12 protein-coding genes and 1 pseudogene are annotated in these 16,237 nt (G+C 41.1%); 5 read left to right on the forward strand and 8 right to left on the reverse strand.

The features are described from left to right. Nucleotides 1–5 precede the first annotated feature (5 nt). Complete coding sequence (locus LV83_RS13510; protein ID WP_111612074.1) at nucleotides 6–593, forward strand: hypothetical protein; 588 nt, start codon at nucleotides 6–8, stop codon at nucleotides 591–593. A gap of 84 nt (nucleotides 594–677) precedes the next feature. On the opposite strand, the gene LV83_RS13515 is transcribed toward LV83_RS13510, so the two are convergent. The 4 genes from LV83_RS13515 to LV83_RS13530 all read right to left on the reverse strand — a co-directional run bounded on the left by LV83_RS13515 (nucleotide 678) and on the right by LV83_RS13530 (nucleotide 4,387). Continuing rightward, nucleotides 678–1,562 carry an energy transducer TonB gene (locus LV83_RS13515; protein ID WP_111612075.1) on the reverse strand — a complete coding sequence of 295 codons (885 nt, stop codon included), beginning with the start codon at nucleotides 1,560–1,562 and terminating at the stop codon, nucleotides 678–680. 308 nt (nucleotides 1,563–1,870) lie between these two features. Next, the gene (locus LV83_RS13520; RefSeq protein WP_111612076.1) at nucleotides 1,871–3,085 is read right to left on the reverse strand and encodes an exo-beta-N-acetylmuramidase NamZ family protein; all 1,215 of its coding nucleotides are present in this window, start codon (nucleotides 3,083–3,085) and stop codon (nucleotides 1,871–1,873) included. A 254-nt stretch (nucleotides 3,086–3,339) separates the two neighbouring features. Further along, complete coding sequence (locus LV83_RS13525) at nucleotides 3,340–3,663, reverse strand: nucleotidyltransferase domain-containing protein (protein ID WP_111612077.1); 324 nt, start codon at nucleotides 3,661–3,663, stop codon at nucleotides 3,340–3,342. A gap of 148 nt (nucleotides 3,664–3,811) precedes the next feature. Beyond that, nucleotides 3,812–4,387 carry a hypothetical protein gene (locus tag LV83_RS13530; RefSeq protein ID WP_111612078.1) on the reverse strand — a complete coding sequence of 192 codons (576 nt, stop codon included), beginning with the start codon at nucleotides 4,385–4,387 and terminating at the stop codon, nucleotides 3,812–3,814. Nucleotides 4,388–5,138: 751 nt separating this feature from the next. Between LV83_RS13530 and LV83_RS13535 the strand changes: the two genes are divergently transcribed. Then, nucleotides 5,139–6,707, forward strand: a complete 1,569-nt coding sequence (locus LV83_RS13535) for a PKD domain-containing protein (protein WP_111612079.1) — start codon at nucleotides 5,139–5,141, stop codon at nucleotides 6,705–6,707. Nucleotides 6,708–7,020: 313 nt separating this feature from the next. Here LV83_RS13535 and LV83_RS13540 read toward each other — a convergent pair whose 3' ends face one another. The 4 genes and pseudogenes from LV83_RS13540 to LV83_RS13555 all read right to left on the reverse strand — a co-directional run bounded on the left by LV83_RS13540 (nucleotide 7,021) and on the right by LV83_RS13555 (nucleotide 12,050). Then, nucleotides 7,021–9,381 carry an ABC transporter permease gene (locus LV83_RS13540; protein WP_111612080.1) on the reverse strand — a complete coding sequence of 787 codons (2,361 nt, stop codon included), beginning with the start codon at nucleotides 9,379–9,381 and terminating at the stop codon, nucleotides 7,021–7,023. 108 nt (nucleotides 9,382–9,489) lie between these two features. After that, nucleotides 9,490–10,185, reverse strand: a complete 696-nt coding sequence (locus LV83_RS13545; RefSeq protein WP_111612081.1) for an ABC transporter ATP-binding protein — start codon at nucleotides 10,183–10,185, stop codon at nucleotides 9,490–9,492. A 119-nt stretch (nucleotides 10,186–10,304) separates the two neighbouring features. Beyond that, nucleotides 10,305–10,673: pseudogene (locus tag LV83_RS13550) on the reverse strand (four helix bundle protein). Between the two features lie 129 nt (nucleotides 10,674–10,802). Beyond that, on the reverse strand, nucleotides 10,803–12,050 hold the full coding sequence (locus LV83_RS13555; protein WP_111612157.1) for an efflux RND transporter periplasmic adaptor subunit: 1,248 nt from the start codon (nucleotides 12,048–12,050) through the stop codon (nucleotides 10,803–10,805). Nucleotides 12,051–12,379: 329 nt separating this feature from the next. On the opposite strand from LV83_RS13555, the gene LV83_RS13560 reads away from it, so the two are divergent. The 3 genes from LV83_RS13560 to LV83_RS13570 all read left to right on the forward strand — a co-directional run bounded on the left by LV83_RS13560 (nucleotide 12,380) and on the right by LV83_RS13570 (nucleotide 16,165). Further along, nucleotides 12,380–13,768 carry a sigma-54-dependent transcriptional regulator gene (locus LV83_RS13560; RefSeq protein WP_111612082.1) on the forward strand — a complete coding sequence of 463 codons (1,389 nt, stop codon included), beginning with the start codon at nucleotides 12,380–12,382 and terminating at the stop codon, nucleotides 13,766–13,768. Continuing rightward, entirely contained in the window at nucleotides 13,758–15,110 is a 1,353-nt protein-coding gene (locus LV83_RS13565; RefSeq protein WP_111612083.1) for a sensor histidine kinase, read from the forward strand. The genes LV83_RS13560 and LV83_RS13565 overlap by 11 nt, the downstream gene beginning before the upstream one ends. 533 nt (nucleotides 15,111–15,643) lie before the next feature. Then, on the forward strand, nucleotides 15,644–16,165 hold the full coding sequence (locus LV83_RS13570) for a TerB family tellurite resistance protein (RefSeq protein WP_111612084.1): 522 nt from the start codon (nucleotides 15,644–15,646) through the stop codon (nucleotides 16,163–16,165). The last annotated feature ends 72 nt before the right edge of the window (nucleotides 16,166–16,237 follow it).

Below are 16,237 nucleotides of genomic sequence, written 5' to 3' on the forward strand. Positions count from 1 at the left end.
GAGCAATGTACAAACTTTTATTCGTCCTTACTTTCTTTATTCTTTCATGTAGTACAAGCAAGCAGATTTCAGAAAATGAAGATTCAAAATTGATTATAGAGCTAATAGAGAAATTTATTGCGCATGATTCACTCTATAATGCCAGAACAATTAATGAATATTTATTGCCCTACGAATATTATGACCAGGAATTTACAGAAGATGGGTACCTAGCGCCACCTCCAGCTACAATAAATCCAAATGCCTCGAAAAATGAATTCGACATTGCTAATTTATTTGAGTTGACACAATTTTTTAATGACTCCGCTTCTATGGCCCATGTAAAGGATCAACTATTAAATTCTAGAGAAATTGCTAAAAACTATAAATTACACAGACTTGATTTAGTCAAATCAGAAATAAACAATAAAATTCCAAATTCATGGTATTCCTTTTACCCTCCAATTTTTAATTCAGACTCCTCGGCAGTTTATATGGAATATGATTTCTATACCAACGGTATGGGAAGCGTTGGGTATGGCAATGGAGCAGTTTTAATTAAGAAAAAAGGTTTGTGGGAGTATAACGCTTTCATTCCGGGTTGGGAGAATTAAATCCGAAATCAAACATCCGAAATCGCACTCATTCACACGTTAAACTCTAGCTTCTAGTGAGTTAAAATCACTATTTACTCACCATTAGAACCTAAAAGGTACCTTTAGATTCGTCGCAATCGGCTGGTTATCGTCAACTTGGGCAGGAATAAACTTAGGCAAGGAACTCATCACTCTAATGGCTTCTGCCTCCAGTGCTTCTCCGCCTGGAACAGTCTCCAAAACCGTCACCTCACTCACCTCACCAAGTTCATCAATGCGCACGTTCAGGAGAATTCTCCCCTTAACTGAAGATTGGGGAGCCTTGAGATTTTCTCTGATATGCTGGGATATTTTGGCGTTGGTACATTTATCAATCTCCTGTGAAGTGCCAGCATCCTCGCAGCCGTAGGCGATAAAACTCTTTTCGTTCACCTTTCGATCGGGTTTGATATAGGAGAAAGGCTGTCCATTCACATTCAATCCTACCATTCCAACACCTTGTTTATAGAACAAATTGTAAACAGTCCCCTTCCGCAGCGAACTTTCAGTTTTCACCTCCAAAAGATCAACAAATTCACAAAATGGAGTGGAATACGTGCTAGTCAAACTCAGGATTTCATATGTCCATTCTTGATCTTTACTTGACCACTTTGTCCCCACTTCATGTGTCTCCGGCAGCTCCAAAGACTCTATTTTCTTCTCCTGACTCCAGCTATAAACCGCGCCATTCTCCTCACGCCAGTACCGGGCTTTGACATCTCCATTTGAAAATGTCTGCGTTTCTTCCAGGTAATAGTTTCCATCGAACTCCACACTATCGCCTTTAAAGCTAGCTAGGTAAGAATTGTTGCCGTAAGTGAGCGTTTTCTTCAAACCCGCTTTGACCGGCCAGTAGGAACCTGAGGCATTTTCATAGCAGGCGTTTTCTTGGCCAAAAAGCTGGGCGCAAGACAACAAAAAGAGTAGTGCAGATAAAGTGAATTTCATAGGGTGGGTGTAAGTAGCCTCAGAGGCTAGTCAGTTAGTCTTTTTGGTGAACTGGGTATTCTCGGAAGGTAGTCCTGTACCCTTTTTGGTGAATTGTGTAGCCTCAGAAGGTAGTCATGTGCCTTTTTTAGTGACCTAGGTACCCTCGGAAGGTAGTCATGTAGCTTTTTTTGTGAAATGGATAGCCTCGGAAGGTACACCTGTACCTTTTTTTGTGAACTGGATAGCCTCAGAAGGTAGTTCTGTACCTTTTTTTGTGAACTGTTTGCCCTCAGAAGTTACTTCTGTACCTTTTTAGAGTCATTCTTTTATTTATACAACAAATACTTCAACCTCATTTCCTTGTAATCCTTTAGCCCAGGCTCCCAACCTGCTCTGATCGTCTCCATAGGAACTCCGTCGATAATCTGCTTCCGGAAATCGCCTCGACCGATCTGCATTTCTATGGTATTCATCTGGTTGCTGAGCTTAGAATCAAAGAATTTTTCCTTTTCAGGACTGGCATTGTAAAGTTCTGTGATCCAATCAAAATTGATTTGCCCAGAAGCTCTTAATTTCTCAGTATCATACTCACGTAGGTCAATTCCATAGCAAACCTGATCCATAAAAAGTGGAGTTTCTGCCATTCCTTTGATGCCTGTTGGTGTAAAACTGAACTCATAAATTCCCTTGTAAGCAGGGCTTCCCAATACGGTAAAAGGAAAATATGTACCTCGACCCAAATTGATATAGGTACCCTCAAACATGCAAAGACTTGGGTAAAGCAACACGGACTGCGGAGTATTCAAGTTTGGCGAAGGACTAACCGGCAATTCATACCGCATGTCATGGGTATAATTCGCCACCGGGATCACTTGGATATCAGCTTTCACTTGATTGGCAAGCCAACCTTCCCCATTTGCCATCATCGCAAATTCTCCCACGGTCAATCCATGAGCCATCGGTAGCGGAAACATACCAATCCCAGATTTGTAATTCATATCCAGCACCGGACCATCGATCAGGTAACCATTGGGATTTGGCCTGTCTAATATTATCAGGCGTTTGCCATTCTCCTCGCAGGCTTCCATCAGCCGCGCCAAGGCATTGATATTGGTATAAAACCGTACGCCAACATCCTGCAAGTCATAGATCAAAATATCCACATCTGCTAAATCTTCTTTACTAGGCTTGCTCTTTCGGCCATACAGGGAAATGATCGGAATCCCGGTACGCTCGTCTTTCTCATCACTCACCTTTGCGCCAGCGCTGGCATTTCCTCTGAACCCATGCTCTGGCCCAAAGACTTTCACGATGTTGATCCCCAAAGTCTGTAAGCTGTCCACTAGATGAGTTTTGCCAATAATGGAGGTCTGATTGGCAAGGACTGCAACACGCTTACCTTTCAAAAGAGGAAGGTAAAGCTCGGTTTGATCGGCTCCGGTTTTGATTTCTTCACGAGCTTTCTCGGGTTGCTCCGCCGGAAGTTTGGTGGTACAAAAGCAAAGGAGTATGCTGAGCGCAAAAAGTGAAATGGATTTCATATGTTTATAATTTGTCTTTTAGAGGCCATATGGAATCTCGCAAGGCGGATAATCATCCCAGTGTGTATCGCGTTCGACAAGCTCGATTTCATATATTTTGGGGAATGTGATTTTCTAATTCTTCAAAGATATTGATAGAATCGATGCTAAGAAATGTGATCGAGGTATATGCCCAACTAGTTAGGACGAAAAATCTTTCGCCCTTACCCAAATCTCGCCGAGATCCCTAAGCCACCCACCACCAAGAAAAATTTCTAACTTTTAGAGGCTAGTTCCAAATCATAGATCTTGATCCCAACTCGTTCTATATGCTTTATTAACTCTGGCTCCTTTATTTTTTCAAAATGAACCAGATCAACAGCCTGAAGCAACTCAATATCATCCATTGCGATTGAAATATTCAGTAGTTGCTCAAAATCCAACTTATCTCCAAAAACAGCAATATCTATATCAGAACCTTCGTAAAAGTTACCTTTTGCCCTAGAGCCAAAAAGAACTGCCTTTTCTACTTCAGGGAAGCTGGAAAAAACAGAGGTTATTTCAGATAGTGTACTTGAGTTGATTCCAGTATTTTTCATTTGTTTATAATTGTTTTTTAGAGCTCATATGGAATGTCCAGAATTAAATAAGTTTTTCTCCAATCCCTGTAAATGATATATGGTCTGAGGAATGCACAACCTGAGTACGGGCGAAAAATCTTTCGCCCCAACACGAATCGTGATCGCACTACAATCCCAACCTCCTTGCCACCACCGCATCAATTATTTCAAAAAGCTGCTTGGGGTGACGAGTCCGCCAAATTACATCATCCAACCTTCCTCCCATCACCAAGTATCGGTCGATCCCGAATTTGCTCATTTCAGACAAGACATGATCGCGCAAGTTTAGCGTGACTATCCAGCCCTCTTCCAATTCATCCTGCCATTCCTCGTAGTAATCATCAGCCTCCAGATCGCCGTGGAAGTTGAGCACATTCTCGCAGATCAGAATGTATTTATTGATCCCCTCTCCGGTCATCAATTCTATGATATTTCGCTTCAAAGTCATAATATCATTGTTCAACAGGTCATTCCACTCTCCCATCAATTCGATCACTGCAAAACCTAGGTTATAATCTGCATAGATTACTTTCAGAAACAGCGTCTCAGATTCCATGCTATCCCACTGTGGGTGAATTAGGAAATTGTAGATGGTATCCGTGAAATAAACCTCGCTGTTCTCGTATTCATAGAAAGGCGAACGTGGATCCTCCGCAGCGGTGTATAGATTTCTCCAATTAAAATATGGCTCAAGCGTATGCATGTTAGGTAAACAGAACTACAGGATGCAAAGTTGCAGGGGTTTGCGTGAATATAGGCTATTATCGTGGTCTGTGAGACATGCTGGGAGTCTAAGTGTAAAAAAAGCTGACACAGGCAAAATAGAACTTATTCAAATCGCTTGATTTGAGCTCTAAGAATAAGAAGGCCATTTTGCTTATTTCAAAAAACTTCTAACTAAGATTGCAACAGCACTTGTCAAAGATCTATCTGGAAATCAGCCTAAGCACTATATATAATCAGCCTACTTTATTATAGCAGTTTTCAGCTCATTCTGTAAGTTGGCTTTCTGCACGTCAAGACAAAACCATCATAGAAGTTGTTCAAAGTCAATCAAATGCTCAATTTCCATCTTTTGCTATTCATAATTTTCCAGGTTTCAGTTTTTGTTCTATAAACAGATAAAAATCATTAAACCTCAATTTTACTTAAACTTCAATTACGTTTATTTTTTATGAATAGGATGGTAATTAAATAGGTCTATTGTCTGAACATACACCTAGCTGATTTTTTTTTAAAATAAAAAATATTTAGTCCTATAAGATATTTTGAAAAATATTACTTACTTGCACCTTACATATTGTATAATCAAATAGTACATTTGATTTAATTAAAAATATAAATTCATCAGATTTAGAAGTAGCCTGTTGTATTTAAAAGGTAATCTTAATATAAAAATATTTACGAGTATATAATATTGTTTTTCAATATTCATTTAATGGATTTCAAAATAAATGAAAACAACATTAAAGCATAAAATAATAATAGTAATTGCATTTATTACAATAGCAATTACAAATTCTTATATGCTTTATGCTCAAAATTCATGTACCCAAAACAACATAGTTGCAACCAACTATCAACTACGAAACTCTTCAGGCCAACCGTTTAGTGTAACCGATGATTATGAGTTGGGTGACCCAGTTACAGGAGAATTGTGGGTGACGTTGACAAACAATACTGGAGGAGGGTATAATATGCGAATGTTTTATGACCTCTACCGCAATAACAATATCTCAGCAACGGATCAACAAGATTGCCTCTTTATAGCAACCGAAATATTAGCAAACACCTGGGTCAGAGTTAGACCTATTAGCTGGAATTGGGGGGACGTCATCGAGGTCAAAAATATTTTCATAGACTGGACTACGGGTACTGTAAAATCAGGAACTACCTGTGACTTTGGCGCAGTAAAGAAAACCTCACAGTGCTACTCCAGTCCAACTGGATTCACTGCTGCAGTTCCTTTGTTCCCTAAGTTTGATTTTGCTGATAATGGAATTTGTAACACTACTATTCAATTTACAAGTGAGACCATAGGCGGATCGCCACCTTATAATTATACCTATCAATGGGATTTTGGTGGCTTAGGCACAGCAACTGGAGCAAATCCAGTTTTTAACTTTCCTGGTACTGGGACTTACACCATTGGCATGACTGCCAATGATGGAGTTACTACAACTACCATACAAAAGGACATCTACATAGACCCCAATTTTGGAATAACGGTGGATATTTTCCCTACCAAAAAAGATGAATCATCTGGGATGATTTACACCACCGTAGGCGGAGGCACAGAACCGTATACTTATTCATGGACAGGGCCCGATGGATACACTAGCACTTCAAAAGACATATTTAACTTGAGTGATGGGACTTATAATCTACTTGTTACAGATTCAAATGGCTGTCAACAAACAGAAGAATACACACTTGATATAGCGAGCATCCTCGGTTTTAATCTGGCAAAATTTCAAGTTCTTGCAGAAAAATCAAAAATCCTGATTAATTGGGAAGTAACAAGTGAAACAGAGAATTCTGTCTATGAAATTGAACGAAGTAATGGCAATGCAAAGGCATTTTCCACAATAGGTACCGTAAGTGGTGATGGGGCAAAATCAACTCTCACTAACTATTCATTTATCGATCAATCTTACCCTTTCTATGAGAATAGGTTTTACTATAGAATCGCCAAAACATCATCTTTAGAAGTCAGTTACAGCCCAGTAAAAATGGTTGAAAAACAAGATTTTTTAGAAAGCAAAAACTCATGGCAGGTATATCCAAACCCCTGCTCAGAATGCAAAATAATCTTAACAACTATTGAAAACGAAAATCCAAGCAATGTTCGTCTTGAATTGTTAAATTCATACCAACTCTTACAAGCAAAAGATCTAATTCTGGATGATTCGGGTGTCATTGACTTAAACGCTGTGTTCGGATCAATCCCAAAAGGACTATCTATTCTAAAAATAGAATGGGGTACTAAAATAGAAACTATTAAACTGATAGGAGCAAATTAATTAGTTCAAGCTTAATTTTTAAGCCCACCTAAGTTAAGTCAGATCGTCTTTTAGACTGGGTGGAATTTGTAGTTCCATCCTGATATCGCTATTCATTTGCAATGAGCTAAAAATCCTCACCTTATTCCCCTAAACCTTTTCCCCACCAGTCCATTAAAAACACAATAAAGAGGAAGTCAAAAACACAAAAACTTTCGAGGTTTTGAAAACCTCAAAGGTTAAACCAAGCGATTTTTCAGACTTTAGATTTTAGCCTCCAGACTTTAATTTTGGCTTTCCTACCTGCTACTTAGGTCTTGATACTTTCTACTTCCTATTCACTCTTGAGCGAATTCACCGGATTTTCAGAAGCGGCTTTATAAGCCTGTACTCCTACTGTAATTACAGCAATAAATACCAGCAGAATGCCCGATCCAGCAAAGATCCACCAACTCAGATTCGTCTGATATGCATAGCTTTGAAGCCAGTTATTAGCGAAATACCAAGCCAGAGGAACAGCGACAAGTATGGCAAGCAAGATGAGCTGCACGAAGTCTTTCGATACCAAAGTCAGAATACTAACAGTAGATGCACCCATTACCTTGCGAACGCCAATTTCCTTTTTGCGCTTTTCCGCGGTGAAGGCAGCCAAACCAAACAAACCTAGGCAACTCAAGAAAATCGCCATCACACCGAAGTATTTTGCCAGCTTGGAAACTCGCTGCTCAGAGGCATAAAGCGATTGGTAATCAGCATCCATAAAGGTATAATCCATTGGCTGGGCTGTTTGCTTTACAAAAAGAGCGTTAACGCCAGCGATGATTTCCTGCTGATTTTGAGGCCTGATTCTCACCATGATTCGCTGCGCAAAACCCGGATCATATTTTAAAAAAGCAGGTTTGACGGTTTCTCTCAAGGACTCAAAATTAAAATCCTTCACTACCCCTATCACCTCTTTGTCCTCTCCCCAAAGATTCACAAGTTGACCCACAGGATCCTCAAAACCAATCGTGCGGACAGCGGCTTCATTCAAAATTATCTTAGAACCTTCTTCTCCAAATTCCGGTGAAAACGATCTTCCTCCCACCAGTTCAAAACCCATGGTTTCGATCAATCCCATATTTACCGATACATTTTCGAACTTCACCTGCTCATCCGGGTTTTTCCCTTCCCAGGTAAGCCCAATCGTCGAGCTGTTTAACCCCACCAAAGGATGACTCAAACTGGAGGCATTTTCCACTCCGGGAGATTTCTTAAGTTCTGCCAGGAAGGAATCCAACTGATTTGGATTGATTCCAGAAGAATTGATTTGTAGGAGTTGACTCTGATTATAGCCTAAGTTCTGATTTTGGATAAAGGACATTTGCTTGCCTATCACAGAGATGCCTATGATCAGCAAAAGAGAGATCGCAAACTGAAATACCACCAGCCCTTTTCTCGCCAGCAATTCTCCAAAACTTCCCTTGATATTAGATTTCATCACCTCCACAGGCTTAAACTTGGAGAGATAAATGGACGGATAAATCCCTGCCAAAAAGCTGGTAAGAATCCAGATTCCCAGTAAAATAAGGATCAGTTCTGGCTGAAATGACATGCTTAGTGTCTTGGAAGTCACCTGATTGAAAAATGGCTGTAGGAGGTATGTGGCTACAACTGCAAGCACCAAAGCAAAGAATGTCAACAGAAACGACTCCACCATAAACTGTCCAAATAGTCCTCCTCTACTCGCTCCCATAGACTTTTTGACTCCTATTTCCTTCAATCGACTCATTGATCTAGCCGTGGTTAAGTTCATGAAATTGATGCAAGCGATGATCAATATGAAGATTGCGATAGCGGAAAAAAGCTTCACATAACTGATCCTTCCTCCCGCTACTTTTCCGTCTTCATACGTGCCATACAGGTAAGTATCTCCATAGGGCTGAACAAATGCCGAGACATTACTTCCTTCAGCCTTAGCTTTGATAAAACCTGCTATTTGGTCATTGAAAGCAGCTACATCAGTGTTTGGACTAAGCAATACATAAGTAGAGGCATTGTAGTTGTCCCAATGAAGCGCGTCTCCAAGCATTTGCTTGAAATAGGAAAATGAAAGGAAATAGTCAGGTTTATCTACATCCATAGAACCGAAATCCTGATAGACGCCGGTCACTTCCACCTCATTGTGAAAATCAAAAACTTGCCATTTTACAGATTTCCCTAATGCCTCCTTTGGTGAACCAAAAAGTTTGGTGGCCATGGTCTCTGATATCGCCAAGCTGTTGATGCCTGTCATCATCTGGCTTGGATTTCCTTCTAAAAAATCTACGTCGAAAATATCGAAGTAGTCCTGATCTACAAAAAGCCCCGCTCCTGTCATCTTGGTGGTTCCATTTTCAAAAGCAACCCCATCAATAAACGGGGAGGTCCCAGCAGCCGATTCCACCTGAGAAAGTTCAGCTTTCATGGCTTCTGCCATATCACCAGGGGTGACCCCTATGGTGACTATTCCACCGCTATTATCGTGATTGGTCATCACCGCGTAGATACGATCTATTTTTTCATGATAGCGATTGATGCTCAGTTCATCTTTCACCCACAGCATGATCAACACCACTGTCGTCAGACCAATCGCCAACCCAAACAGGTTGATCGCAAAGAACTTTTTGAACTTCATGAAACTGCGGAAGGCAAGGGTAAGTTGGTGGCGGAGCATGGGGAGTGGCTTAGTTTATTAATGATGTGTGAAGTATAAGCTGACCGATGTTTGATGTCTGATGACCGGTGCAAACACCCGACCTCCCTCACCTAACATCGGGCAAAATCAAACGTGAAACTGCTCTCTAATATTCTCAGTCACCACTTTACCATCGAATAGATTGATAATCCGGTGGGCATAGTTCGCATCATGAGGGGAGTGAGTTACCATTACGATGGTGGTTCCTTCGTTATTGAGTTCTTCCAAAAGACGCATTACTTCTTCGCCATTGGTGGAATCCAAGTTACCTGTAGGTTCATCGGCAAGGATCACAGATGGCTTGGCGACAATCGCTCTGGCAATCGCCACACGCTGCTGCTGACCACCGGAAAGCTGCTGAGGAAAGTGGTTTCTTCTATGCATGATATTCATGCGTGTAAGCACTTCTTCCACTTTTTTCTTTCGCTCGTCTGCAGGAACTTTTAGGTAAAGAAGCGGCAGCTCCACATTTTCAAATACAGTCAGTTCGTCGATCAGATTAAAGCTCTGGAAAACAAAGCCAATGTTTCCTTTTCTAAGCGAGGAACGCTGTCTCTCGGAGAACTTAGCTACCTCATTGTCCAGAAAGTAATACTCTCCATCATCCGGATTATCCAGAAGTCCGATGATATTCAGAAGGGTGGATTTACCACAACCTGAAGGACCCATGATGGCCACGAATTCGCCTTTTTTGATTTCGATCTGGATGCTATCCAAAGCGGTTGTTTCTACCTCTTCGGTAGCGTACATTTTGCGGAGATTTACTGTTTTGATTACGTTCATGTTTTTTATTGTTGGATGTCGGATGTCGGGTGACCGATGTATTGGGAACCTCTATCGTTGGTTACTAAATATGTTTGATGTCCGATGTCGGATGCCCGATGTTTTGGGAACCTCGATCCTTAATTTATTTTTGATTTGAAGGCTTGCATCATGTTCATTAGATGAAAAGCCTCTGCATATAATTCATTAAACTGCTCTTTATCAATATATTTCCTTCTTTCTGCTTTATGTAAGCAAGTGACTACTTCAGCTAGGGATCGAATAGCATAACCCAAGAATTTCTTGTATTCAGGGTTACTTTGGGAGATAGATCATTCAGCGATATTTAGCGCAATGGAATCTGCTGCACGTCTAGCCTGCGAAATGAGATTGAATAATTCATCCTTTGGGAAAGCTTTAGAAACGCTAAATATATCCTCTCCAAAGTCCATAGATTTTTGCCAAATCTGAAGCTTTTCGAATTTGAAATGAGGCACATACTCTTCCATAACTATTCATTTTAAGTCTAGAAATCATCAATCTACTACTCACAACATCGGTCACCCGACACCCGGCATCAAACATCGGTCATCCGACATCCGACATCGGTCTCCCGTCTCCCGTCTTCGGTCTTTTTCTCACTTCAAATCCAAAATCTCATTCTTCCCGAAGTTCTCATACCCAGAAATAATGACTTTTTCACCCTCTACCAATCCTTCCAGCACTTCGTAATATTCTGGGTTTTTATTGCCAAGTCTGATACTTCTCTTCTCTGCATTTCCATCTGAATTGATCACAAATACCCAGTTTCCTCCCGTATCCTTGAAAAATCCTCCAGTTGGTAATAACAAACTCTGCTCGCTATCGCTGAGCTGCAAACGAATCCTTACACTCTGCCCTCGTCGGATTCCTTGTGGACTTTCTCCGGTAAACTTCATATCCACTTCAAATCGTCCATTGGTAATCGTAGGATAGATCTTCATAATCTCCAACTCATGGTCTACTCCGCTTAAAGTAAATTTACCTCTCAGCCCACGACCGATTCTCGGCAAATACAACTCATCGATTGGCACGCGCACTTTAAATTCGTCCTGCACATCGATCTGTCCATATCGCTCACCGGAGTTGATGGCCTGACCTACCTCGATTTGCTCCATGGCTAGTTGACCTGCGATTGGTGCTTTGATCACTAGGTTATTCAGGATCTGCCCTACTCCATTCAGCGAGGCATTCATTCTGTTCTCCGATTGACGAAGTTGTGCCAATTGATACGCTCTTGCAATAGAATCACTCTTGTAGGATTTATAGGTTAATTCCTTTCGTTTCAGGTTGTACTGGTATTGCTCAGCGACTTCCTCAAATTCACGATCAGAGACCAGTTTTTTCTCATGAAGTTCCTTGAATCTTTTGTACTGCGGCTCCAGCAAGCTGATCTGGTAATCGATCTCTGCTAATTGTCCTTGCTGACTCAAGTCATTTTGATCCAGGAAAAGCCGTGTCTGACGCAAATTGTTGATCTGCTCATAAAGCATCGTCTCGCGCTGCATGACGTCCAACTGCAAATTAGAATTGGCCATAATCAAAATCGTATCCCCCACTTCCACCACGGCACCTGACTCACGTACAATCTCTGCTACCATACCTCCTTCGACTGCGTCGAGGAAAAAAGTCTGTGCTGGTTCTATCTGTCCTGATACTAATATATAATCGGTAAACTCCCCTTTCGAAACAGTCGCAATGCTCAATCGATCCTTCTCCACATTCATAGTAGAGCGATGATCTGCAAATCCGATTTGATAAATAATTCCTGCAACTAAAACTACTCCACCTACTATCCAGGCGATTCTTCTAGGGGTCCAGGTTTTCTTAGCTAATTTTCTATCCATTGTGTGTAAATGCCATTTTCGGGCTACCCCCATTATGCCAAATGGTATGCCATGCAAAAAATACCTTCTAAGAGCCAGTTTCGTTGATTTCTCAAAAAAAGACAGCCTGACTCGCGAACATTTTCGTCCGCAAGCGAACAAAACATTTCAAAGTCGAATAATTTATTCCTAATTTATAATCCTTCCCAGTTTACCAAAAACAGGCTCAAATTGTCCGAAATCAAACGTTTCGAAGCAAATTTAGATCATCTATTTTTTCGGTATACTTTTGGAACAACTGCCCACAACACGACGGATATTTTTCCGGCCTTGACCAAATTCTTTTAATCATGAGCGAGCAACGTACAGGTAAGATCCTTATAGTAGACGACAACGAAGACCTTTTAAAAGCAGCGAAGATTTTTTTAAAGCGGCACTTTTCTCAGGTTGATACGGAGACCAATCCAGACCTACTTCCCATCCTCACGCATAATGAATCTTACGACGTGATTTTGCTGGACATGAACTTCACCAAAGATGTGAGCTCGGGCCAGGAAGGGTTTTATTGGCTGGATAGAATTCTTGAGCTTGATCCTTCTGCGGTGGTAGTTTTGATTACGGCTTATGGCGATGTAAATCTTGCGGTGAAGGCAATCAAAGAAGGTGCAACTGATTTTGTACTGAAACCATGGGAAAACGAGCGCTTGTTGGCCACATTGAATTCTGCTTTGCAGCTTCGCAAAAAGAAGATGGAAGTAGATCTGCTGAGAGATCAGAAGCAGACCATGGAGAAAGACATGGATAATAAGTTCAAGGATATCATTGGTCAAAGTCCTGCCATGCAGAAAGTTTTTGAGACGATTGAGCGTGTGGCTGTGACCGATGCAAACGTCTTAATTTTGGGCGAAAATGGTACGGGTAAGGAATTGATTGCACGTGCAATTCATAGGCATTCCCGTAGAAATCGCGAGGCTTTCGTAGGTGTGGATTTAGGTTCCATTACGCAAACGCTTTTCGAATCGGAGCTATTTGGACACAAAAAAGGCTCTTTCACCGATGCAAAGGAAGACCGAGCTGGTAGATTTGAGCAGGCACACAAAGGGACGCTTTTCCTAGATGAAATAGGAAACCTGCCTCTAGCGCTTCAGTCAAAACTTTTGGCAGCACTTCAAAACCGTCAAGTGACACGCGTGGGCGCTAACCGTCCCGTGGACGTAAATATCCGTCTGATCTCCGCTACGAATATGCCCATCCATAACATGGTTTATGAAAATGGCTTTCGTCAGGATTTGCTTTACCGTATCAACACCATAGAAATTCAGCTTCCACCACTTCGGGAAAGAGTTGAGGACATCTCACTTTTGGCCGATCACTTCATTGCTTTTTACTCCAAAAAATACAACAAAGACATCCGAAAAGCTTCGGAACCGCTGGTGAAGCGCATGACCAAGTACCACTGGCCTGGCAATATCCGTGAGCTACAGCACAGCATCGAGCGCGCCGTGATTATGTCAAATCACCATGTGCTTCAACCTGAAGATCTGTTTTTGCAGAAGATGGCTCAACCGGAGCGTCAGGATGAATCGGTAAGTTTAGAGCATTTGAACATCGAAGATGTGGAGCGAATCTTGATTCGCAAGGCGTTACAAAAGCACAATGGGCATATCACCAGAGCAGCGGAAGAACTTGGATTAACTCGCTCCTCACTTTATCGCAGACTGGAGAAGTATGGTTTATAAGCGGTTTTCCTTCGGCGTTGGACTTCGGATAATCGGAATCATCCTGAATATCTACCTTGCTCTTTGGCTATATTACAGTCAAGAGCTCTGGTTGGCTCCGGCTATTTTAGGCCTGATTGCAGTGATTCAGATTGGGGAAATGATTTATTATGTCAACGCGATCAATCATAAATTGGCGAGATTTCTCGATTCCATCCGATATGCTGATTTCTCAAGTTCCTTTACATCAGACAGTAAAATGGGCAACTCCTTCAGGGAGGTAAATACCTCTTTCAATGAGGTGATGGAGGTTTTCAAGCAAACCCGTGCCGAAAAGGAAGAACAGATGCTCTTCCTGCAGGTCATCATTCAGCACATCAATACCGGGATTATTTCCTTCAATTCTGCAGGAAAAATCGGCGTTATCAACAATGCTGCGAAGCATTTGCTTCAGATTCCACAATTCCGAGATATCACGGACTTGGGAAAATTATCTCCAAAACTTCTCGAAGATGTGATGGAGATGAAGCCGGGACAGCGGCTTTCCAAAAAAGTCAATCCTTCTCTTCACCTGATCATTCAGTCCACTTCTCTGAAGATGGGTGGGCAAAGTTGGACCTTGCTTTCCTTGCAAAACATCAATGCAGAACTTCAATCCAACGAACTCGAAGCTTGGCAAAACCTGACCAAGGTGCTACGCCACGAAATCATGAACTCCATTACGCCGATTTCCAGTTTGGTGGAGTCACTTCGTACAATTTTGGATGAGGATAGTTATGTGCAGCAGGAAGGATTTTTGATCAAAAGAGATGGGTTTATGGACATGCAGGAAGGCTTAGACACGATTGCAAATCGTAGTCGGGGTCTGGTGAATTTTGTAAATGCCTACCGAGATTACACGAATATTCCAGCTCCGAAAAAGGTAACCATGCCTGTCTGTCAGCTTTTCGAAAATGTACTCAATCTGATGAAAGAGGACCTAAAATCGGCTGAAGTGAAAATAGAAACAAAGATTCATCCAAGTGATTTGACGATCCATTGCGATCCGGATCAGATCACTATGATCTTGATCAATCTGGTGAAAAATGCCTCTGAATCCCTACAAAATCAAGCTGATCGTATGATTTGGCTTTCCTCTATTGGACAGGGAGACTTAGGCTTGATGATACAGGTAGAAGACTCAGGACCTGGTATTATTCCTGAAGCTCTGGAGCGGATTTTTGTGCCTTTTTACTCTACCAAAAAGACTGGTAGCGGCATTGGATTAGCGATTTCCCGACAGATCATGAACTTGCACAAAGGAAGTTTGGAAGTGACTTCTATTCCGAATGAGCGGACTGTATTTACGATGAATTTCAGGTAATCATTGAGGTTTTCAAAACCTCGATGGTTTTTGATTTTTGTAGAAAATAGTTTTTAACCACAGAGCCCACGGAGGGAAACACAGAGGCCACAATTTGGAATTACTCTTAAGGAGTCTAAGACCTGTACAAAATGCGGCGGGCTTAGGTCTAACATATCCCATTCTTCAGATTGATAACTTTTTAAAATTAATAACAACCTATAGAATGATCGCTTTGCTAGGTTTTTCTATGTGACTATGTGGTTTATTCCTTTTTCACCACATAGAATCATAGCGTCCATAGAATTGAAGTAGCAGATCGAGCTGTTTCAGTTCTTCTAACCTGTCCGACACTAGGCTAGCTTAGACTAATTGTGCTCTCATTTTCAAACTGACTACTTTTTTATATTTAATTACAATCAATGGTGGATCGCTTTGCTTTGTTTTTCTAGGTGACTATGTGGTTAAACTTTTCATCACCTTCGAAAAATACCACGCCAACTTCATTTCATTGTTTATCAAGACTTTGTATCTTATACGAAACTGTAAACACTATGGAAACAAACTTTTTAACACAAACCCAAGTAGCTTTTCACAATTTAAATGGCTTAGTAAATGGTATTGCCATCGATGGCCGAATCACCAGAAACGAATATGAGGCACTCAAAGCTTGGTGCCACACGCATGAGGGACTTTGCTCTCAGGAACCTTTCAACTCTTTTTTTGAGGAAATATCTACCAAAGTAAAAACTGGGAATGTAGGCTCAGAGGAGATATATGAACTCAAAGAAATTCTGAAAAAACATGCGTTGAACTTCGAAGAAAAGGATAAAACAAAAGCTGATCTTCACTTTCTCCAAGGCGTCTGTTATGGTATCATGGCGGATGGAGACATCAATAAGTATGAGATAGAAATGCTCAAAAAATGGATGGATGAAAATAATCAATTGAGCGAAACCTATCCATTTAATGAAATCTACGAAGTAGTGGCCACTGCAATCTCAAAAGGCAAAATTGACTCAGAGGAATACAAAGAATTAGTGAAATACTTTAAGGAGTTTATGAAGATTGAGTAGTTGTTTTACCGAGCTAACTCACGTTTCAAAGAAAAATCCAAGCTCAAATGAGCTTGGAATTTCTAATTATAA

The organism is Algoriphagus yeomjeoni, from assembly GCF_003259505.1.
Lineage (GTDB): Bacteria > Bacteroidota > Bacteroidia > Cytophagales > Cyclobacteriaceae > Algoriphagus > Algoriphagus yeomjeoni.

Coding starts and splice junctions, on each gene's coding strand:
- LV83_RS13510 (WP_111612074.1), top strand. CDS start 6: ATGTACAAACTTTTATTCGTCCTTACTTTCTTTATTCTTTCATGTAGT.
- LV83_RS13515 (WP_111612075.1), bottom strand. CDS start 1,562: ATGAAATTCACTTTATCTGCACTACTCTTTTTGTTGTCTTGCGCCCAG.
- LV83_RS13520 (WP_111612076.1), bottom strand. CDS start 3,085: ATGAAATCCATTTCACTTTTTGCGCTCAGCATACTCCTTTGCTTTTGT.
- LV83_RS13525 (WP_111612077.1), bottom strand. CDS start 3,663: ATGAAAAATACTGGAATCAACTCAAGTACACTATCTGAAATAACCTCT.
- LV83_RS13530 (WP_111612078.1), bottom strand. CDS start 4,387: ATGCATACGCTTGAGCCATATTTTAATTGGAGAAATCTATACACCGCT.
- LV83_RS13535 (WP_111612079.1), top strand. CDS start 5,139: ATGAAAACAACATTAAAGCATAAAATAATAATAGTAATTGCATTTATT.
- LV83_RS13540 (WP_111612080.1), bottom strand. CDS start 9,381: ATGCTCCGCCACCAACTTACCCTTGCCTTCCGCAGTTTCATGAAGTTC.
- LV83_RS13545 (WP_111612081.1), bottom strand. CDS start 10,185: ATGAACGTAATCAAAACAGTAAATCTCCGCAAAATGTACGCTACCGAA.
- LV83_RS13555 (WP_111612157.1), bottom strand. CDS start 12,050: ATGGATAGAAAATTAGCTAAGAAAACCTGGACCCCTAGAAGAATCGCC.
- LV83_RS13560 (WP_111612082.1), top strand. CDS start 12,380: ATGAGCGAGCAACGTACAGGTAAGATCCTTATAGTAGACGACAACGAA.
- LV83_RS13565 (WP_111612083.1), top strand. CDS start 13,758: ATGGTTTATAAGCGGTTTTCCTTCGGCGTTGGACTTCGGATAATCGGA.
- LV83_RS13570 (WP_111612084.1), top strand. CDS start 15,644: ATGGAAACAAACTTTTTAACACAAACCCAAGTAGCTTTTCACAATTTA.